The organism is Streptomyces sp. NPDC031225, assembly GCF_055570355.1.
This window is the reverse complement of sequence record NZ_JBVIHJ010000018.1, coordinates 28795-46396: the sequence shown is the minus strand read 5'-3', so window position 1 is coordinate 46396 and position 17602 is coordinate 28795. Positions and strand designations below refer to the sequence as shown.

18 protein-coding genes and 4 pseudogenes are annotated in these 17602 nt (G+C 68.9%); 8 read left to right on the top strand and 14 right to left on the bottom strand.

All coding sequences use genetic code 11. The annotated features are described in order from the left end of the window. The first annotated feature begins 134 nt into the window (after positions 1 to 134). Positions 135 to 239: a hypothetical protein gene (locus ACZ48Z_RS28300; protein ID WP_468738830.1), complete on the top strand. Its 105-nt coding sequence runs from the start codon at positions 135 to 137 to the stop codon at positions 237 to 239. Positions 240 to 659: 420 nt separating this feature from the next. Further along, the gene (locus tag ACZ48Z_RS28295; RefSeq protein ID WP_468738706.1) at positions 660 to 848 is read left to right on the top strand and encodes a hypothetical protein; all 189 of its coding nucleotides are present in this window, start codon (positions 660 to 662) and stop codon (positions 846 to 848) included. 62 nt (positions 849 to 910) lie between these two features. Here the strand turns inward: ACZ48Z_RS28295 and ACZ48Z_RS28290 are convergent, their stop codons facing one another. Then, on the bottom strand, positions 911 to 2149 hold the full coding sequence (locus ACZ48Z_RS28290) for a PP2C family protein-serine/threonine phosphatase (protein ID WP_468738705.1): 1239 nt from the start codon (positions 2147 to 2149) through the stop codon (positions 911 to 913). Between the two features lie 289 nt (positions 2150 to 2438). Between ACZ48Z_RS28290 and ACZ48Z_RS28285 the strand changes: the two are divergent. Then, positions 2439 to 3564 (top strand): annotated as a pseudogene (locus tag ACZ48Z_RS28285) (IS630 family transposase). A gap of 26 nt (positions 3565 to 3590) precedes the next feature. On the opposite strand, the gene ACZ48Z_RS28280 reads toward ACZ48Z_RS28285, so the two are convergent. Further along, positions 3591 to 3791 (bottom strand): hypothetical protein, encoded by a 201-nt coding sequence (locus ACZ48Z_RS28280; RefSeq protein ID WP_468738704.1) that lies wholly within the window; start codon positions 3789 to 3791, stop codon positions 3591 to 3593. Positions 3792 to 3827: 36 nt separating this feature from the next. Continuing rightward, positions 3828 to 4454: a TetR/AcrR family transcriptional regulator gene (locus ACZ48Z_RS28275; protein ID WP_468738703.1), complete on the bottom strand. Its 627-nt coding sequence runs from the start codon at positions 4452 to 4454 to the stop codon at positions 3828 to 3830. Positions 4455 to 4704: 250 nt separating this feature from the next. Here ACZ48Z_RS28275 and ACZ48Z_RS28270 point away from each other — a divergent pair. Together ACZ48Z_RS28270 and ACZ48Z_RS28265 are read left to right on the top strand one after the other, a co-directional pair. Beyond that, positions 4705 to 4980, top strand: a pseudogene (locus ACZ48Z_RS28270) (Dabb family protein); the annotation flags it as partial. Between the two features lie 28 nt (positions 4981 to 5008). Next, the gene (locus ACZ48Z_RS28265) at positions 5009 to 5911 is read left to right on the top strand and encodes an SDR family oxidoreductase (protein ID WP_468738702.1); all 903 of its coding nucleotides are present in this window, start codon (positions 5009 to 5011) and stop codon (positions 5909 to 5911) included. Positions 5912 to 5979: 68 nt separating this feature from the next. Here ACZ48Z_RS28265 and trhA read toward each other — a convergent pair. From trhA to ACZ48Z_RS28250, 3 genes and pseudogenes are all read right to left on the bottom strand, one after another. Then, positions 5980 to 6616, bottom strand: a pseudogene (gene trhA, locus ACZ48Z_RS28260) (PAQR family membrane homeostasis protein TrhA). Beyond that, positions 6583 to 6729: a hypothetical protein gene (locus tag ACZ48Z_RS28255; RefSeq protein WP_468738840.1), complete on the bottom strand. Its 147-nt coding sequence runs from the start codon at positions 6727 to 6729 to the stop codon at positions 6583 to 6585. Before ACZ48Z_RS28255 ends, trhA begins: the two are co-directional and overlap by 34 nt. Positions 6730 to 6903: 174 nt before the next feature. After that, positions 6904 to 8346, bottom strand: coding sequence for a non-reducing end alpha-L-arabinofuranosidase family hydrolase (locus ACZ48Z_RS28250; protein ID WP_468738701.1), 1443 nt, complete (start codon positions 8344 to 8346; stop codon positions 6904 to 6906). Between the two features lie 787 nt (positions 8347 to 9133). Between ACZ48Z_RS28250 and ACZ48Z_RS28245 the strand changes: the two are divergent. After that, positions 9134 to 9681 (top strand): annotated as a pseudogene (locus ACZ48Z_RS28245) (xylosidase); the annotation flags it as partial. 170 nt (positions 9682 to 9851) lie between these two features. Beyond that, the gene (locus ACZ48Z_RS28240) at positions 9852 to 11204 is read left to right on the top strand and encodes a glycoside hydrolase family 43 protein (RefSeq protein WP_468738829.1); all 1353 of its coding nucleotides are present in this window, start codon (positions 9852 to 9854) and stop codon (positions 11202 to 11204) included. A 306-nt stretch (positions 11205 to 11510) separates the two neighbouring features. Here the strand turns inward: ACZ48Z_RS28240 and ACZ48Z_RS28235 are convergent, their stop codons facing one another. From ACZ48Z_RS28235 to ACZ48Z_RS28220, 4 genes are read right to left on the bottom strand one after another with little or no spacing between them, the layout of a single operon-like run. After that, the gene (locus tag ACZ48Z_RS28235; protein ID WP_468738700.1) at positions 11511 to 12023 is read right to left on the bottom strand and encodes a DUF1003 domain-containing protein; all 513 of its coding nucleotides are present in this window, start codon (positions 12021 to 12023) and stop codon (positions 11511 to 11513) included. A 55-nt stretch (positions 12024 to 12078) separates the two neighbouring features. Then, the gene (locus ACZ48Z_RS28230; protein WP_468738699.1) at positions 12079 to 12249 is read right to left on the bottom strand and encodes a hypothetical protein; all 171 of its coding nucleotides are present in this window, start codon (positions 12247 to 12249) and stop codon (positions 12079 to 12081) included. 49 nt (positions 12250 to 12298) lie between these two features. Continuing rightward, entirely contained in the window at positions 12299 to 12655 is a 357-nt protein-coding gene (locus ACZ48Z_RS28225) for a PRC-barrel domain-containing protein (RefSeq protein WP_468738698.1), read from the bottom strand. A 56-nt stretch (positions 12656 to 12711) separates the two neighbouring features. Further along, the gene (locus tag ACZ48Z_RS28220) at positions 12712 to 12894 is read right to left on the bottom strand and encodes a hypothetical protein (RefSeq protein WP_468738828.1); all 183 of its coding nucleotides are present in this window, start codon (positions 12892 to 12894) and stop codon (positions 12712 to 12714) included. A 187-nt stretch (positions 12895 to 13081) separates the two neighbouring features. Between ACZ48Z_RS28220 and ACZ48Z_RS28215 the strand changes: the two genes are divergently transcribed. Then, positions 13082 to 13666: a hypothetical protein gene (locus tag ACZ48Z_RS28215; protein WP_468738697.1), complete on the top strand. Its 585-nt coding sequence runs from the start codon at positions 13082 to 13084 to the stop codon at positions 13664 to 13666. Positions 13667 to 13759: 93 nt separating this feature from the next. Here ACZ48Z_RS28215 and ACZ48Z_RS28210 read toward each other — a convergent pair whose 3' ends face one another. Genes ACZ48Z_RS28210 through ACZ48Z_RS28195 form a run of 4 tightly spaced genes read right to left on the bottom strand, consistent with a single transcriptional unit; the run spans position 13760 to position 17433 of the window. Next, positions 13760 to 14980 (bottom strand): ABC transporter permease, encoded by a 1221-nt coding sequence (locus ACZ48Z_RS28210; RefSeq protein WP_468738696.1) that lies wholly within the window; start codon positions 14978 to 14980, stop codon positions 13760 to 13762. Next, the gene (locus ACZ48Z_RS28205; RefSeq protein WP_468738695.1) at positions 14977 to 15669 is read right to left on the bottom strand and encodes an ABC transporter ATP-binding protein; all 693 of its coding nucleotides are present in this window, start codon (positions 15667 to 15669) and stop codon (positions 14977 to 14979) included. Before ACZ48Z_RS28205 ends, ACZ48Z_RS28210 begins: the two co-directional genes overlap by 4 nt. After that, the gene (locus ACZ48Z_RS28200; RefSeq protein ID WP_468738694.1) at positions 15666 to 16913 is read right to left on the bottom strand and encodes an efflux RND transporter periplasmic adaptor subunit; all 1248 of its coding nucleotides are present in this window, start codon (positions 16911 to 16913) and stop codon (positions 15666 to 15668) included. The genes ACZ48Z_RS28205 and ACZ48Z_RS28200 overlap by 4 nt, the downstream gene beginning before the upstream one ends. Next, positions 16900 to 17433 (bottom strand): hypothetical protein, encoded by a 534-nt coding sequence (locus ACZ48Z_RS28195; protein WP_468738693.1) that lies wholly within the window; start codon positions 17431 to 17433, stop codon positions 16900 to 16902. Before ACZ48Z_RS28195 ends, ACZ48Z_RS28200 begins: the two co-directional genes overlap by 14 nt. Between the last annotated feature and the right edge of the window lie 169 nt (positions 17434 to 17602).

Sequence of the window (17602 nt, the reverse complement as noted above, 5' to 3'; positions counted from 1 at the left end):
CCACACTCAGGACAAAGTTTTGGCGACCACCGGGGTAGTCGGGAACCCACCGGAGTATGGCCGCCCACCTGCAGCGCCGGAACGCTCGTCACCGTCCGCGACCGCGACTCCGTACGACGGGGCGGAGAACGTAGATCCTCCTCGGACCGCCCGGGATCGGAAAGACCCACCTGGCCGTCGGGCTCGGGTCCCGGAATGTGACTGAACACCACAACTCGGCGGCTCGGTTCTCGACTTGAAAGCGGTCCTCCGATGCCGTCCCTCCCACCCCTCCCGCCAGGAGCAACCAAGGCGCATCTCGTCACTGTCCGCATGCTCCCTCTCCTCGTGATCGTCTGCCTCTCCGCCCCGGCCTGGGTGTGATGGCCGTTCCCCTCTCCGCGCCCCGGCAGCAGGTGGTACTAGACATGGTCAAAGCGCTGGGGGCCTGGGTGGGGCGTCGCCGGGGCCGCGGGCAAGGAGGAGGAGATGGCGCAGCTGCCGCCCGCCCGGGAAGCGAAGGAAGCCGGGGCCCTGTCGGCGACGGTCAGGCCGTCGCGTCAAGGTCCTCCTGGCGGAGAGGCGCAACGTCGGGGACGGCGCCGTCGGCGTGCTTGAGGGCCCTACGTGCGGCCACGATCTTGAGGGCCCTACGTGCGGCCACGATCCCGCTGCCCTCGATGCCGTTGGCATCGCAGGGCTCCCACGACCCATGCGCCTGTACGGCGGCCGCGGCGCTGGTGGAGCCCGAATTGGTGGTGAAAGTCGGCGTCGACGTCGCCCGCGATGCCTTCGGTCGGTGGCGCCACCCCGCACGCCGGCATCGCACCCGCCCCGACCTCTCCCCCGCCGACATCCCGACCTTCTGACAGCGACGTTGCGCAGCAAGGGCCTCCCGCTGCTTGGCCGGGTCGCCGCCGATCGCCCAAGGTCACTGCCCGGGAGTGGTCCGTCCCGTCCCTGACGCGTGTGAGGCGTCGGTGAGGTCGGCGCCGGTGGCGGCGTCCCGCTGGAAGTGGTTGGTGCCGTGCCAGTCCAGGCACATGACGGTCGCGTCGTCCTGCAGGTGGCCGTCGTTGGCGTCGACGATCGCCGCGATGAGGGTGCGGGCGGCCTCGCGGGGATGCAACGGGCGGGTGCGCACGATCAGGTCGGACAGGTTGAGGCTGCCTGCATTGCGCTCCAGCATGCCGTCGGTCAGCATCACCAGCCGGTCGCCCTGACGCAGGTCCAGCGCTTGGACCTGGTAGGTGTGAGGGGCATCGAAGCCGAACGGCATATCGACAGTCGGAGTGATCTCCCGCACCTGGCCGTTCCGCATCCGCAGCGGCCAGGGGTGCCCGGCGTTGACGAACTCGGTCCTGCCGTCGATCAGGCTGATACGCAGGAGCTGGCCGGTGACGTAGCCCTTGTGGCCGTGCTCGCGCATGGCCTGGTCGGCCTGGCGGGCCTGTTCGGCGAGATCGGCACCGGCCCGCCGTGCCCGGCGCAGGGCGCCCACCGCAAGGGTGGCCAGCAGCGCGGCCTCGACGTCGTGACCCATGGCATCGGTGACGGAGAGCTGGACCGTGTCCCGGTCGATCGCGTAGTCGAAGGTGTCACCCCCGACGTGGTCGGCCGGCTCCAGCGCTCCGGCCACCGCGAACTGCGCCGCCTCGCACGCCAGCGACGCCGGGAGCAGCCGGTGCTGGATCTCCGCGGCCAGACTCAGGGGCTTGGTCCGACGTCCCCACTGGTACACGTCGGTGAAGGACCGGTTCGCGATGATGATGTACGCCAGCGCGTGCGCGGTCTCGCCGATCTCGCGCATCACCTCCGCGTCGGGCGCCGCCGGCATGAACAGTTCGAGGAGTCCTATGGCGTCCCCGCGGTTGGTGACCGGGGCCACGATCCGCACCAGACTGCCCTCGCCCTCGTCCTCCAGGCCCGGCCGCTGGGTACGGATCACATCGTCGTACAGGGTGCCCCGCAGCCTGATGCGCTGGGCGGGTTCGTCGGTGTCGACGCTGCCCGCCGCCCCCAGCCGTACGACTGAACTGCCGGTGAAGTCGGTGATCAGGAAAGACACCGACACCGCTCCGAGGCGTTCCCGGAGCATGCGCGCGACCACATCGAGCGACTCCACCGGCGCCGCGGCCTCCGCCGCCTCCAACGTCCCCGCCAGCGTCATCGCCCCGCCCCGGCCACTTTCGCCCCGGGGAAGTCGAGAGACCCGCCCGACATCCGGCCCTTCTACAGTCACAGCGATTTCTCCATTGCTCGATGACGCTCAGGGCTTCGCCCGGAAAGGCGCGAGAGGTCAGTACCGATCCCGGTACCCGGACAGGTCACAATGCACCACCGGGCCCGGCTTCTGCCCTCAAACACCGTTACTAGTGCTCTGACCGCGTAGGTTCGCCGGGTTGGTGGTCGTGGCGGTTGGATGTGCGGGGACATCCGATCCGACCGCTGGTGGCGCGGTGGCTGAGCCCGTCCGTGTGCGCAGGCTGACGGACCAGGAGGGGCAACGGCTGCAGCAGATCGTGCGCCGGGGCAGCACCAGCTCGGTGCGCTACCGGCGGGCGATGATGCTGCTGGCCTCGGCCGGCGGGAACCGGGTGCCGGTGATCGCCCAGCTGGTGCAGGCCGACGAGGACACCGTGCGCAATGTGATCCACCGGTTCAACGAGATCGGGCTGGCCTGCCTGGACCCTCGGTGGGCGGGCGGCCGTCCCCGCCTGCTAGTCCTGACGACGAGGACTTCGTGATCCAGACGGCCACCACCCGCCCCACCAAGCTCGGCCAGCCCTTCACCCGCTGGTCCATCCGTAAACTCGCCGCCTACCTGCGGAAAGTGCACGGGCGTGTGATCCGGATCGGCCGCGAGGCACTACGGTGCCTGCTCGCCCGCCGCGGTATCACCTTCCAGCGCACCAAGACCTGGAAAGAGTCACCGGACCCCGAGCGCGACGCCAAGCTCGACCGCATCGAGCACGTCCTGGACCGCTTCCCGGACCGGGTGTTCGCGTTCGATGAGTTCGGGCCCCTGGGCATCCGCCCGACCGCCGGGTCGTGCTGGGCCGAGCAAGGCCGACCCGAGCGGCATCCCGCGACGTACCACCGCACTCACGGAGTGAGGTGCTTCCACGGCTGCTACTCGTTCGGCGACGACACCCTCTGGGGCGTTAACCGTCGCAAGAAGGGCGCCGCGAACACCCTGGCTGCGCTGAAGTCGATCCGGGCCGCTCGCCCGGACGGCGCCCCGATCTACGTGATCCGGGACAACCTGTCCGCCCACAACGGCGACACCATCCGCCGCTGGGCGAAGAAGAACAGGGTCGAGCTGTGCTTCACGCCGACCTACGCGTCCTGGGCCAACCCTATCGAGGCCCACTTCGGGCCGTTGCGACAGTTCACCATCGCCAACTCCAACCACCGCAACCACACCACACAGACCCGGGCCCCCACGCCTATCTCGGTTGGCGCAACGCCAACGCCCGCCACCCCGCCGTCCTTGCCGCCCAGCGTCGAGAGCGCGCCCGCAGCCGCTGTGAGAAGGGCATCCGATGGGGCGGACGAGCGAGGAGGGCGGCCGACCTTCGCTGACGTTCAACCTCGCGCAGTCCGCGACTTCAGTTCGGACAGCACCGCCCGGAGCCGCTCCAGGGCCGCGGTCGGGTCCGGCTCTCCGCGATTTCAAGGTCAAGATGGCAACGACTCGTGCCGCTGCCCGCGCTGGTGACCTCGCCGTCGAGCTCGAACGCCGTCTCCAGAGCCTCCTGGACGTGGTCGCGATCGATCGGCAGCTCCACGAAGACGATCTCGACGAACACTCCGGTCCTCCCTCTGAACCCGGCGAACCACAGCGGTCAGAGCACGCGGCTGCTCGCCGGTCGACCGTTCGCCGGCGTCTCGGTTCGCCAGCCGAGGAGGATCGTGCGAAGCGCCTGTTCGGCGAGGTGGCGGGCGCGATCGTTGCCGACGCTGCCGAGGTAACTGAGCGACGCGATGCCGTACAGCGTGCCCCAGAGGATCTCGCAAGCCTGGTCGAAATCGGCCAGGACCACGTCGTGTGCAGCCGACCAGGTGGTGAGCAGCTCTTTGAGGACGTCGATGACCGGTTCGGCGACGCGTCGGCGTTCGTCCGCGTCGACCATCGGGTCGTTCATGACCTGGAAGAGGTGGGGGTGCTCGCCGGCGAACCGGACGTACTGCGACGCAATGCGCGTCATGCGCCGGTCCGTATCGGGCTCCTGCGCGGCTTGGCGGAACTCGCTCAGCATGAGGCGGTGACCGTGCGCGACCAGCTCCAGTACGAGCGCGTCCTTGTTGGCGAAGTGCTGGTAGACGACGGGCGCGGAATATTCGACATCGGTGGCGATGCGCCGGATCGTCAGGGCCGCGATGCCCTCGGTCTCGAGGACGTGCAGCGCGGCCTCGATGATCCGCTCCCGGGTGTTCGCCCGTTCGCGGGCCCGTCTCGTGCTGGTCGGCATGGTCCGTCACTTCGCTTCGATGGTGTCCTCGAACACTAGTCACCGCCTTGACCGCGCCGACGGCGCGCGTCATAGTTAACGCCGTTAGGAAATCTAACAGCGTTAGAAACAGGTATTAAGTCATGATTTACCACATCAACAGAGTCACGATGAAGGCCACTGCGACGCCCGAGCAGATCGAGGGGGTGCTGGAGGCTGGCGCGATCAGGGCCGGTCGAACCCCGCCGTCAAGTCCTTCGTCGTCGGCCGCGACCACGGCGGCGACTACACGTACGGCGCGGTGTTCGTCGTCGAACATCTCGACGGGCTCTTCGCCTACCTGACGCACCCGACCACCTACCAGACCGACCACCTCGGGCTGCACCTGGTCGAACGGCTGGAGATCTTCGACGTCAGTGACGACGACGACCCTGACCTGAACGCCAAGATCCAGGAACTGCACCGGCGGCGCAACGAGCTCAACCCGCAGATCGCCGTCATGCTCGCCGACGTGCCCACCTATACCGGCTCCGGCGTGGACAACTGACCGATACCCCGGAGAAGGAGAAACCGTCATGGCCAAGCACGTCATCATCGGTGCCGGTTCCATCGGTACCAACGTCGCTCGTCTGCTCGCCGAGCGCGGCGAGAGCGTCCGGATCGTCACCCGCAGCGGCTCCGGCCCCGAGCACCCGCTGGTCGACCGGGTCGCCGCGGACGCGTCCGACCCGTCCCGCCTGACCGAGCTGTCCCGCGGCGCGGAAGTGATCTACCACTGCGCCAATCCACCCTCATATACGGTGTGGGAGCGCCTGTTGCCACCCCTGCAGACGGCGGCCATCACCGCCGCCGAGGCGAACGACGCCGTCCTCGCGCTGACCGGCAGCCTCTACGCCTACGGCCCGCAGCCCGGCGGCCGGATGAACGAACACACCCCCATGGCCGCCACCGGACACAAGGGCCGCCTGCGCAGACGCATGTGGGAACAGGCCCTCGCCGCGAGCATCCGCACCGTCGAGGTCCGCGGCTCCGACTACATCGGCAAGGACGCCAACGGCATCTACTCCCTGCTCATCAAGTCGGCCCTGCAGAAGGGGAAAGCGGCCTGGATCACCGGCCACCTGGACATGCCGCACACCTTCACCTTCAACGGCGACATGGCACAGGCCCTCATCACGCTGGCCTCGGAAGAACGCGCGTGGGGCCGACCCTGGCACGTGCCGTCCGCACCGGCCGTCACCATTCGCGAGCTGGCGCGGCGCTACGCCGTCGCGGCAGGCCGGCCACCGGTCAAACTGATCCAGATACCGCGCTCCGTGACGCGTACGGCCGGGCTGATCGTGCCGATCGCCCGCGAGATGGCCGAGATGGACTACCAGTGGTACGCGCCGTTCCACATGGACGCGACGGAGACCGCCGAGACCTTCGGCCTGACCGCCACCGACCTCGACACCTCCGTCCGCAACGAGGTCGGCTGAACTCCCACCGCCACACCGGCAGGCCGACGGCATGGCCGCCGACACTGTGAACATTCCTGGTCACGGCACTAGGTGGCTGCGAGGAGGATGGCGGTGGACTGCGCGGCGAAGGCGGCGACCGTCAGGGCGTTAAAGACCTCGTGGAAGCCGAACCAGGCCGGGCAGGGGTTCGAGCGCTTGAGTCCGTGGACGACGGCGCCCGAACCAGGCCGGGCAGGGGTTCGAGCGCTTGAGTCCGTGGACGACGGCGCCCCCGGTGTAGAGCAGACCGCCGGCGATGACGAGGACGACGACGCCGGCACCGCCGGTGCGCGCGAAGTCGGGCAGATTGAAGGTGGCCACCCAGCTCAACGCGATGTAACACGGCGCGTACAGCCAGCGGGGAGCCTCGATCCACAGTACGCGGAAGGCGATCCCGGCCTGCGCACCCGCCCACACCACCGTCAGCAGCACTCTCTGCCGGCCTTCGGGCAGAAGCAGTACCGCCAGCGGTGTGTAGGTGCCCGCGATGAACAGGAATACGTTCGCGTGGTCCAGCCGCCTCGGAGCCGCGTCCCCGCGCGGACCCCACGTTCCACGGCGGTAGACCACGCTGGTACCGAACAACAGGCAGGCCGACACCGCGTAGACCGCGCAGGCCGCCACCGCCGCGCCCGTACGCGAAACGGCGATCAGCACGATGCTTCCGGCCAGGGCCAGGGGGATGCGTGCAGGGACAGGCGCCCAGCGATGCGGATGTAGTTGATCACCGAGTTGGGGGCCGAGAGCCGTTCCAGGAACAGGACATCCTCGGTCGACCAGGACGAGGCCGCCAGCATCCGGGTTCTCCACGTGGCGGCGGGCTCGGCCTTGCACCGAGCCCGCCGCTCCAACTCCACTCCTTCCTGATCGCTCGCTCGCTCGCTGTGACGCTCACCCAGTTCGGCGTCCGGCGTACGTCGTTGCCCGCGAGCGTCAGGAACACCGGAGGCGGACCTGTGTCACGCCACCGGCTAGCGCTGCAGTGTCAGCACTCCCGGCCGGTACGGCAGGAGGCCGTAGTCCCCGCCGTCGGTGCTGGGGTCGCGCCCCTGGTAGAGGAACTGCAGGTTGCAGGGGTCGATGGTCTTGGACTGGTCGGGGTTGGTGCGAACCAGATCGCCGTGGCTGATGTCCTTGGTCCAGGCCGTCGCGCCGCTGTTGGCACTGCCGGCGAAGGGGTTGGTCACGGTGTCGGCCCCGGCCTGCGGTGTCCACGTGCCGTCGAGGCTGGTGGCCGTGAACGCGCGGAAGTAGCGGCCATACCCGGTGTAGTTCTGGGCCTCGACGATCATGAGGTACTGGTTCCGACCCTGGACCTTGTAGACCTCCGGCGCCTCGAACAGGTTGAGCGGCGTATCGCTCATGATCTTCGTGGACGAGCCGAAGGTGCCCGGGAAGTTGCCGATGGGCATGCTGGACCGGTAGATGTCGCCCTCGTCGTTGGCGAAGAACATGTACATGTTCGTGTCGTCGCCGATGAGGGTCACGTCGAGGGGGCCGCCCTTCGGAAGGGTGCCCGTGAACAGCTCCTGCTGCGGGCCCCAGCCGTTGGGGTTGGTGGGGTCGCTCGAAGTGCGGTAGGAGAAGCTGTATGGCCAACCCCCGTTGTAGGCGAGCACCCAGAGGTTCTTCGGGGCGAAGTAGAACAGCGTCGGCGCGATGCCGTCGAAGGGAATCGTGTTCTGGGTGGCGGTGGCCATGTCGGACCAGTTCGTGAAGGGGCTGAAGGTCGTCAATCCCCAGCGCCCGTCGTCACCGGCGAGGGTGTTGTGCGTCGTGGCATAGACGACGTGCTTGCCGTTGGAGACGACGCTGGTGAAGTCCTTGAGCGAGGCCCACCCCGCCTTCGGCTGCGCCAGCGGGCCGGTCGATGTCCACCGGTAGGCCGACGGAAGAGCACACGCGTTGCTCGCCCCGGACAGGCCGGTCCACTTCTGGTTGGCGCCGCCGGTACACGACCACATCTGCACTCCCGTGCCGTTGACTTTGCCCCAGCCCGAGACATCCAGGCACAGCCCGGACCGCACGCCGACGATCGTGCCGTCGGGGTTCACCCGCCACTGCTGGTTGTCGCTGCCGTTGCACGTCCAGATCTGCACCGGGGTCCCGGCCGTGGTGCCGCCGCCCCGGACATCCAGGCACTTGTTGCCGTACACGGTCAGCTGGCTGCTGTCCGTCAGCGTCCACTGCTGGTTGGTTCCGCCGTGGCAGTCCCAGATCTGCACGTTCGCACCGTCGGTCTGGCTGACGCCCGACACATCGAGACACTTGCCGGAATCAACACCGCGCACGTCGCTGGTGGTGGCCGCCTGGGCCGGGCCGGCGACGAGCAGCGCCGCCAACGCGGCCAGGGCCGCGACCACGGCGCCGAGCACCGCGGACGGGCGTCTGCGGTTGGAACTACGTCTGCGCATAAGGACCTCGTCATCCTTGAGCAAGCGACTCCGGTCTTCCCCGTCAGAGGCTGTCCGGATGCCGGTGCGATACGACCGCATGTTCGGCATAACGAACAAGGGTCGACGTGTCGATCGAGAGAATGCTAGACATCCCATGAATCACGTCAATACTTCTCGCAAGATCCGGTGGCAGAAACGTTCGCAAGCTCAAACCAGGCGGCTTCAAGTCCCGCGCTTGCACGGGACTTCGACTGAGGGTCAGGTAGCTGTGCGGGCGCGGGTTTGGACAGGCACCGTTGCAGTACTGGTTGCCGCCGCTCCCGAAAAGGTTGCCGCCCGGTCCAACGTCCCCTTCGCTCGCGCGCCGCCCGCCGCGTCGCCTGTTCGTCCCCGGTGAACCCAGCAGCTGGAGCCGTTCGTGAACTTGTCGGCTCGCACCATGCGCTGTGACCGGTCGACCCACTCCTCAGCCTTCGGCATGAATGGGTCGATCAAGGATCTTGTGCTGCCCGCTCTCAACTCCTAGGATCCAAGCCGTCCGAAGGATCGGTTCACGTTCGCAATACCGAACACATCCCGGCCCGCAGCGGCTCGCACATGGAGCACATGCCGGGCATGACAGCACCCCCATCATCCGTACCGTTAAGGCTCTCCCCCACACGCCAAGTCCCGGACCTGGAAGGGTGCACCCGGCGTTCGTGCGGCGAGCCCCGATCGCCTCCTGGAGCATCGTGTGACGTCACCCGCACCATGGAGCGCCCGCACCTGTGCCGCGCGGCCGTGGTCCTCCTATTAGGCCTGGCGCGGCCTGCCCGTCGTCCAACTCGTAGGCCGTGCCTGGGGCACGTCGTACCCCAGCCCCGCCCTGCCGCCCCCACCCCGCCAGGTCACCCCGCTGACCGGAGGAGAACCACAATCCGGACCACGACAAGTGGTCCGTCAACAACGGCCTGGCCCTGTGCACCGCGACGGCCACCAACCACCTGTACTGGGCCCCCAATACCCTCACCCACCGGAGTCAGGGACCCACCTCCAACGCGACCACCCAGCTGGACAACGCGACGATCCGCGACGGACAGCGACTGGAGCACCACCGGCCGAAGTCGCGAGCGCCAACGTCACGGCGGCCGCATCAGGCTGCGCGCGGCCGCCGGCATCCGCCCCGGCGCCTCCCGCCCAGGAACCTTCTCCCACATCACCGACGGCACCGGCTTCACCCGTCTGGGGCCCGCGTTCACCGAGGGCCACACCTGGCAGTTCTTCACGGGCTACCGCTTCGCCCTTTCCAACCACGCCACGCAGACACTCGGCATCTCCGTCCGTATCGCACGGTTCGCGCCGACCACGCCCTGAGCGCAACAACGTTCCTCCCCCGCACCTGACCAGCTGCTCAGTCCCCGACCCGCAGCACCAGGAAGGACCACACCATGGCCAGTACCGCCGTCCACGGGCCAACGGCTCACCCGACCGCAGTGAGATCACCCGCCACCGGTACGAGACTCACGCGGGCAGCCGCCTGGGTGATGGGCCTCCTGCTGGCGTTCGCCGTTCTTCCCGCCGCGGTGCATCCCACCGCGGCCAGGGCCGACAACCCGATCGTGCAGAACGTCTACACCGCCGACCCTGCCCCACTGGTGTACAACGGGCGGGTCTACCTCTACACCGGGCACGACGAGGACGGCTCCACCTCCTCCTTCGTGATGAAGGACTGGCGGGTGTGGTCCTCCGCCGACATGGTCAACTGGACCGACCACGGCTCGCCGCTCAGCCTGGCCACCTTCAGCTGGGCGTCCGCCGACGCGTGGGCGGGCCAGGCCGTCGAACGGGGCGGCAAGTTCTACTGGTACGTGCCGGTGACGGCCCGGGCGACCGGCCGAATGGCCATCGGCGTGGCGGTGGCGGACAGCCCCACCGGACCGTTCCGGGACGCCCTCGGCCACCCGCTGGTGGAGAACAGTGAGATCGACCCGACCGTCTTCATCGACGACGACGGCCAGGCCTACCTGTACTGGGGCAATCCGAACCTGTGGTACGTCAAGCTGAACGCGGACATGACGTCCTACGCAGGCAGCCCCGTCCAAATCCCGCTCACCACCGCGGGCTTCGGCACCCGCACCGACAACCCCGACCGTCCCACGCTGTACGAAGAAGCACCCTGGGTCTACAAGCGCAACGGCCTGTACTACATGGTGTATGCGGCCAGGTGCTGCTCGGAGTTCATCGCCTACTCCACGGCACCCGGCCCGACCGGTCCGTGGACCTACCGTGGAACAGTCATGCCCGCCCAGGGCACCAGCTTCACCAACCACCCGGGCATCGTGGACTTTCAGGGCAACTCGTATTTCTTCTACCACAACGGCGCCCTCCCGGGCGGCGGCGGCTTCACCCGCTCGGTCGCGGTGGAGAAGTTCTCCTACAGCGCTGACGGAACGATCCCGACGATCAACATGACGAGCACCGGTGCACCCCAGGTCGGTGCGCTTGACCCGTACGTACGCCAGGAGGCCGAGACGATCGCCTGGGGTTCCGGGATCGAGACCGAATGGACCAGTGACGGCGGAATGGATGTCGGCTGGATCGAAAACGGCGACTCCATCAAGGTCAAGGGCGTGGCCTTCGGGGCCGGCGCCTCCTCCTTCACCGCGCGCGTGGCCTCCGCCACCGGCGGAGGCACCGTCGAGCTGCGCCTGGGCAGTCCGAGCGGGACGGTCGTGGGCCGGTGCAGTGTGCCGAACACCGGCGGCTGGCAGGCCTGGACCACGGTGACCTGCCCCGTGAGCGGCGCGACGGGAACCCAGGACCTCTACCTGCAGTTCACCGGCGGCAGCGGCTACCTCTTCAACGTGAACTGGTGGCAGTTCACCCGCGCCGCGTAACCGCACCACGTCGACTTGCGCCTCGGGCTGAAGGCCAAAGATTCCGGCCTTCCCGTCCGAAGACTGTGCCGCGCAGCGGCACAGTCTTCGGACGGGAATCCGTGGCTTCCCGCTTCGTCGCGCTGTGCCGGGACGAGTCCTGGCCCGACCTGCGTTCCGCAGGCTGTAGCCGCCAGTCCGGCGGCCGTGGTTCCCCGCAACCCGCCCCGCCCCGCGGACTCACCCTCATGCCGCACACTCACGTGGCGGCGCGCCGGTGTTGTCCTTCAAGCGCCGGACGGGCCGAATCGGCCGGTACCGCAGCGGCTAGAGCGAGCGGGGGTCGACCGGGGACGCCTTCGAGTCGCCGTCCAGGCCTGCGCGGCTCTGGGCGGAGATCTCCTGGACCCGCCGCTCGATCTCCTCCGGGTCGAGGCCGAGCGCCTTTCCGATGTGCACCGCCCAGACCTCCGAGCGCAGGTTCGTCTCGAAGTCCAGGTCGGCCCTCACGTTCTCCCGCGCGGCCTGCCGGTTCTGACTCACCATCACAAAGGTCGACAGGAAGATCGCCTCCAGGCTGACGACCATGGTGAGCAGCCCGAACGGATACGGGTCGAAGACCCCTGCCGAGCCCAGCAGGCCCTCGTTGAGTGCGATCCAGACGGCGAACCACGCGGCATGGATGTAGACGAAGAGCATGGTCCCGGCGAACGCGGTGATCGTGTCCGCGACCCGGTCCTGCGTGGTGCGCATCCGCGCGAAGACGTCCCCCTCGTGCGCGACGCGGGCGGTCCTGCGCGCGCGGGAGGGGCTTCCATCGGAATCGGAGACCGGGCTCATGCGCTCATAGTGCCGGACGGTGCCACCGGCCCCGACACCAGCCGGTCCGCCGCGGTCACCGGATGGGGCGCCGGGCGGTCCGCCGGGACCAGCGCACGGCGGCGAAGACCACATCCGCCACCAGGAGCACGCAGCCGATGGCAAGGAGGTAACCCAGCCCGTGGACGACCGCGCCGACGATTCCCAGTACGACGGCCACAATGACGAGAAGCAGGAAAAGCACCATTGCGCGAACACCTCCTTCGATCTGAAGCCCTGAGCCCGTACCCGGGCGATCAGCGGCGTGCCAGCTGTCGTTCGCCCCCCGCACCCGCCTGGTATTTCTTCCCGTAGTGCAGGAAGATCGCTTCCTCGTCCCCGGCCGGGAGTACGTCGTCCGTGCCGATCGACGGAGCCTTCCGCACCTGCGCCCTGGCGTACCGGACCTTGAGGTAGCCCGGACCGACGATCGCGTCGTCGAGAGGGACGAAGACCAGCCGGCGCCGGGTGGGCAGCCCCGTCCTGACCGTGGCCATGGACGGCTCATCGGTGGCGGTGTCCACGTACACGGCTTCCAGTACGCCTATCCGCTGCCCGCCGTCATCAACGACATCGTGATTACGCCACTCTCGGACGTCCGCCGCGTGAATCATGACCGGTCTCCTCCACTCCCTGCTTCCTGCGCCGTGTGATGGTCGGTGAACGCCGCTCAGCGGCGACGGCTGCGGCCCCTGCCGGACCAACCGGTCCCGACACCGGCCACATGCAGGGCGAGCAGCGTGAGGCCGAGGTACAGCAGGCTCGTCGAACCGAAGATCACGTCGGTCGACGTTTCGGTGGCGTTGATGATGAAGGCGATGCCCAAGAGCACAGCCGCCGCGAAAGCCAACATCAAGCTTGTCCCATCGGTGGTGGGCGGCCCACGCCCGATCGCGGTGGCTACGCCGTTGCCGGGCGCCTTCCCTGTCGGCAACCGACTATTCGTACGGAGGCCCGGGGCCGGCTGCTCGGCCGGTTTCAGACAGGCCCTTGTCAGTAACCTGACAGGATCCTCATGTCGTTCGGCCACAGTGGCCGCCATGACGAACCCCTCTCATCGCAGCCGGCCGGTTCCCGGCCGCTCCGCGCGGGCAGCCCTGTTCACCGCCATCGGCGCAACGGGCCTCGTCGTCCTCACCGCGTGCGGTGGCGGCGGCTCGGGCAGCGGGAGTGACACAAGCAGTGCCGGCGACAGCGATGTCGCCTCGATCGCGAGCCCGGGCAAGGCAGTTGGGACACCGACGCAAACAACGGACCCCGACGCCGGCCGCCCCGTCATCCGGCTGGACAGCTCCACCGAGGAGACCGACCGGATGTGGGACAGCTGGAACGCCTGCCTGAAGGCGAAGGGCGGGCCGCTGAAGGGTGCGCCGACCACCCCGGCCGAGAAGGCCGGAGCGAAGGCCTGCGCGTCGAAGCAGCCGATTACGCCGCCGGAGCTGGACCCGGCCAAGAATCCGGACTACTCCGACGACCTGCGGGTCATGGTGAAGTGCCTCAACGCCCACGGCGTCAGGGCCACCATGGTCGGCGACTCCGATTACTCCTTCGACCCGAGCCAGCCGAATCCTCCGCACTTCAACGAGATCGAAACCGCCTGCCAGGTGAAGGCCTTCCAGAAGTAGGCGGATACGCAAGGGCGTTGGGCCGTCCAACGGCCCAACGCCCTTCGTTCATGCCGTTCATGCCGTTCATGCCGTTCATGCCGTTCATGCCGTTCATGCTGACGCGAGGGCCTCCGTGGGGGTGAGGCGGGCGGCCCTGATGGACGGGTAGACACCGGCGATCATGCCGACGAGTACGGCGCCGCCGAACCCTTCCGCCACCGAGGTGAGCGGGACGACCGGCGGCCAGTGCTGGTAGGCGGCGTAGCCGACGGTGGCCAGGACGCCGAGGACCGTACCGGCCACGCCGCCGAGCGCGGACAGTACGACGGACTCGGTGAGGAACTGGCCGCGGATCTGGCCCCGGTTGGCGCCCAGCGCGCGGCGCAGGCCGATCTCACGGCGGCGTTCGAGGACCGAGATGACCATGGTGTTGGCCACTCCGATACCGCCGACCAGCAGCGCGACTCCGGCGAGTCCCAGGAAGAGGGCGGAGAAGGTGGTCTGGGTGGCGCGCTTCGCGGCCAGCGCGTCGGACGGGCGGCTGATCTGGACCATGCCGGGCAGTTCCGGGTAGACCGTGGCGGGCAGCACGCCCCGGACCGCCTCCATGGCGGATTCCCTGGCCTTGATGTAGATCACCGTGGGGTGTCCGTCGAACTTCAACTGGGCGCGGGCGGCGTCCCATCCGACGAGTACCGAGCGGTCGATGTCAGGGGAGAGCGGGGTCCGGGCAAGGATGCCGATGACCGTGAACCAGCGGTCGTTGATGTAGATCTCCGGGGCCGGACCCCGGTCGTTCAGCTTCGCGAAGCCGAGCCGGGTGGCGGCGACCGAACCGAGCACCGCGGTGGGGAACCTCTCGGTGGCGGCGTTGAGGAAGCGGCCCGACCGCACCTCGGCGTTGATGGCCGGGAGCAGGTCGACCTCGCTGGCCAGGATGGTGAGTCCGGCGTAGTCGTTGGGGTCGACGCGGTCCGAACGGTGCACGGTGGCATGGGTGTTGGCGACGGCGCTGGCCATGGTGACCGGACCGATACGGCGGACCATGTCCACCGATTCCGGCGGGAGCAGCACCGGTGAGTTCGGATTGGGGACCGGCTGCGCCTGGAGCATGTTGGTGCCCATCGCCGAGAGCTCGTTCAGCAGAGCCTTCTGGCTGGAGGCCGGGATCCCGGTGACGACGATCATGGTGGCGATGCCGATCGAGATGCCAAGGGCCGACAGCGCGGCCCGCATCTTGCGGGTACGGATGCCGAGCAGACCCAGCCCCAGGAGGTCCAGCGGGGCCAGCCGTACCGGCCTGTTGTTCGCCTCGGTGACGGTGGTGTTCATGACCCCTCATACGTGTCGGTGACGAGGCGTCCGTCGAGGATCTCCACCCGGCGGGGCAGCCGCTCGGCGATGTCCCGGTCGTGCGTGATGATCGCGATGGTGGTGCCCTCGTCGTTCAACTCGGTCAGCAGTTCAAGGACGGCCCGTCCGTTGGCGGTGTCCAGCGCGCCGGTGGGCTCGTCGGCGAGCACCAGCGCGGGGTTGTTGACCAGGGCCCGGGCGATGGCGACGCGCTGGCGTTCACCGCCGGAGAGCTGGTGCGAGAGGTGTCCGGCCCGGTGGCCCAGGCCGACCCGGGCCAGCGCCTCCAGCGCCAGCGGACGGCGCCGGCCGCGCGGCACACCCGCGTAGAGCAGACCGGTGGCGACGTTCTCGGCTGCGGTGAGCCCCTCGGTGAGATGGAACTGCTGGAAGACGAATCCGAGCCGGCGGCCACGCAGCGCGGACAGCCGCCGGTCGGAGAGCGATGAAACGTCCCGGCCGCCGATCTCCACGGTGCCGCTCGTCGGCCGGTCCAGGGTGCCCATGATGTTCAGCAGAGTGGACTTGCCGGACCCGGAAGGTCCGACGATGGCCAGCAGCTCACCGGTCCCGATGGCGAGCGAGACATCGTCCAGCGCGTTGACCCCGCCGGGATACGCCATGCTCGCGTTGCGGACGGCGAGTACCGGACGTGTGCGGTCGGTCATGAGGCCGTTGCCACCTTGGTGCCCGCGGTGATGCCTGTGCCGCTCACTTCCACCAGTCCCTTGGCGAACATCCCCGTCTCGACGGCCAGCAGACGGCCGCCGGGGAGCTGGAGCGCGTAACCGCCGCCGCTCAGCGCGAGCAGCGCGCCGACCGGCACGGCCAGCACACCCTTCTTGGTCTGCCCGGTGAACTGCACTTTTACGGGTGCGGAGTTGAGGCGGCGCAGCGCCGCCGTGCTGGGCAGCGAGACGGTCACCACCAACTGCGGTGTGCCGCCGGAGTCACCGCCTGCCTGGTCGGCGGCCTGGGCATCGGTGCTGATGGCCGAGACGGTGCCATGGGCCTCGGAGTTGTCGGGCAGCGTCACGGTCGCCTCGTCGCCCTGCTGGATCGAGTCGACGTCGGTCGCGTCCAGCGGCACCGACACCGACTTGGCGGTACCGGTCACCGACATCAGCGTTCCGGTGGCCGGGTCGCCGGGCTGCGCCTGTACGGCACCGACCCGTACCTCGCCCGGCAGCACCGCCACGTCGCCGGCGCCGAGGACCCCGGTGGAGGGCATACCGACCTGGGTCTGCCACCGCCCGACCGCCGCGATCAGGGAGGCGGTGAGCACCCCCTCGCCGGGCTTGACCCGGACGTAGGACGGCGACGGGGACGGCGAGGGTGAGGAAGGCGCCGAAGGGGAGGAGGACGGCGAGGCGCTCGCGGCGCCGGTCGGCTCCGGCCGCTGCGCGACCCAACTGCCCGACGCCGGCTGGGCGCCGATGTCGTAGCCGAGCGCCCTGAGGTTGTCCGCGACCACCTTGACGTCCCTGCCCATGAGGCCCCTGGTGTCCAGGGGTCGGAACAGCGGTGTGGTCCCGTAGAACACCGGCACCGGACGATCGTCCAGCCGGTACAGGGACCTGCCCCTGGACACCTTGGCCCCCACCGCCGGCAGCTGGGTGACCAGGCCTTCCTTGCCGCCCTTCACCGATACGGTCCTGCCGTAGCCCAGGGTTCCGTTCAGCGAAAGGGTGCTGGACAGGTCGGTCCTGACCACCGCGACGGTGCTCACCCGGGGCGCACCGCTCGCCGCGGCGCCCGACGGCTTCCCACCACTCCTCACCCCGGCCAGGCTGACCCCCGCCACGCCTGCCGTGAGCAGTGCGGCCACCGCGATGACGACCCGTTTCCGCGCTTTCCCCGGCGCCGCGCTGCCGGGCGGCTCGTCGGCCTGAGCGTGCTCACTTCTTCGCACTGAATGCCTCCAGCCGGCAACTGCCCTCGATCTCATCCGAATTGGCCGGCTGGTTGTCGGAGGCGTAGTTCCAGCCCGCGTTGTCGGGCAGCCCGACAACCTTGAGCCCCTTGGAGTTCATGCACCTGATCCATTCGCGGAAGTCATCCGCGTAATGCGGGTTCTTCTTCGGGTCCGTCTCCACAGGCTGAAGTGGTTGCTTCGAGGCGCAGACCTTCGCCGATGCGGGAAAGTCCGAAGCGTTCACGCCCGGGAAGATCCATTCGGCGCCCGCCGAGCCTTTCGTGTACGTCTTCACTCCGTGGTCCTGAAGGCAGGACACCCAGGCGTTGTTGAGCCTCCGGTGTTCCTCCTCGCTGCCGTCCAGGCGCAGTTGGGGGCGGCCTGAGTCGGGGTCGACGCTCGGCCCGGCCGATCCGGCGCTCGCGGCCGGGCTGGAGATCGAGGCCACGTCGGTGTCACCGGCCTTGCCCGCACCGGAGGATCCGCCACCGCACGCGGTGAGCACGGAAATCGCCACCATCCCGAGGGCGGCCAACGCGGCGGATCGGGACCTGGTGCTGTGGCCGCACTGGTTCGCCGGGCTGCGCAGCCTTCGGCCGCGGGGGGGGGGGGGGGGGGGGGGGGGGGGGGGGGGGGGGGGGGTGGTTGGGGGGGGGGGGGGGGAGAAAAAAAAAGAGGGCAGAGAG

What these genes read in the sequence shown, in the direction of transcription:
- ACZ48Z_RS28205 (WP_468738695.1), bottom strand. Translation starts at nt 15,669, where the DNA reads ATGACCGACCGCACACGTCCGGTACTCGCCGTCCGCAACGCGAGCATG.
- ACZ48Z_RS28220 (WP_468738828.1), bottom strand. Translation starts at nt 12,894, where the DNA reads ATGTTGGCTTTCGCGGCGGCTGTGCTCTTGGGCATCGCCTTCATCATC.
- ACZ48Z_RS28275 (WP_468738703.1), bottom strand. Translation starts at nt 4,454, where the DNA reads ATGCCGACCAGCACGAGACGGGCCCGCGAACGGGCGAACACCCGGGAG.
- ACZ48Z_RS28235 (WP_468738700.1), bottom strand. Translation starts at nt 12,023, where the DNA reads ATGAGCCCGGTCTCCGATTCCGATGGAAGCCCCTCCCGCGCGCGCAGG.
- ACZ48Z_RS28255 (WP_468738840.1), bottom strand. Translation starts at nt 6,729, where the DNA reads ATGCTGGCGGCCTCGTCCTGGTCGACCGAGGATGTCCTGTTCCTGGAA.
- ACZ48Z_RS28240 (WP_468738829.1), top strand. Translation starts at nt 9,852, where the DNA reads ATGGGCCTCCTGCTGGCGTTCGCCGTTCTTCCCGCCGCGGTGCATCCC.
- ACZ48Z_RS28250 (WP_468738701.1), bottom strand. Translation starts at nt 8,346, where the DNA reads ATGCGCAGACGTAGTTCCAACCGCAGACGCCCGTCCGCGGTGCTCGGC.
- ACZ48Z_RS28295 (WP_468738706.1), top strand. Translation starts at nt 660, where the DNA reads ATGCCGTTGGCATCGCAGGGCTCCCACGACCCATGCGCCTGTACGGCG.
- ACZ48Z_RS28230 (WP_468738699.1), bottom strand. Translation starts at nt 12,249, where the DNA reads ATGGTGCTTTTCCTGCTTCTCGTCATTGTGGCCGTCGTACTGGGAATC.
- ACZ48Z_RS28225 (WP_468738698.1), bottom strand. Translation starts at nt 12,655, where the DNA reads ATGATTCACGCGGCGGACGTCCGAGAGTGGCGTAATCACGATGTCGTT.
- ACZ48Z_RS28265 (WP_468738702.1), top strand. Translation starts at nt 5,009, where the DNA reads ATGGCCAAGCACGTCATCATCGGTGCCGGTTCCATCGGTACCAACGTC.
- ACZ48Z_RS28215 (WP_468738697.1), top strand. Translation starts at nt 13,082, where the DNA reads ATGACGAACCCCTCTCATCGCAGCCGGCCGGTTCCCGGCCGCTCCGCG.
- ACZ48Z_RS28290 (WP_468738705.1), bottom strand. Translation starts at nt 2,149, where the DNA reads ATGACGCTGGCGGGGACGTTGGAGGCGGCGGAGGCCGCGGCGCCGGTG.
- ACZ48Z_RS28210 (WP_468738696.1), bottom strand. Translation starts at nt 14,980, where the DNA reads ATGAACACCACCGTCACCGAGGCGAACAACAGGCCGGTACGGCTGGCC.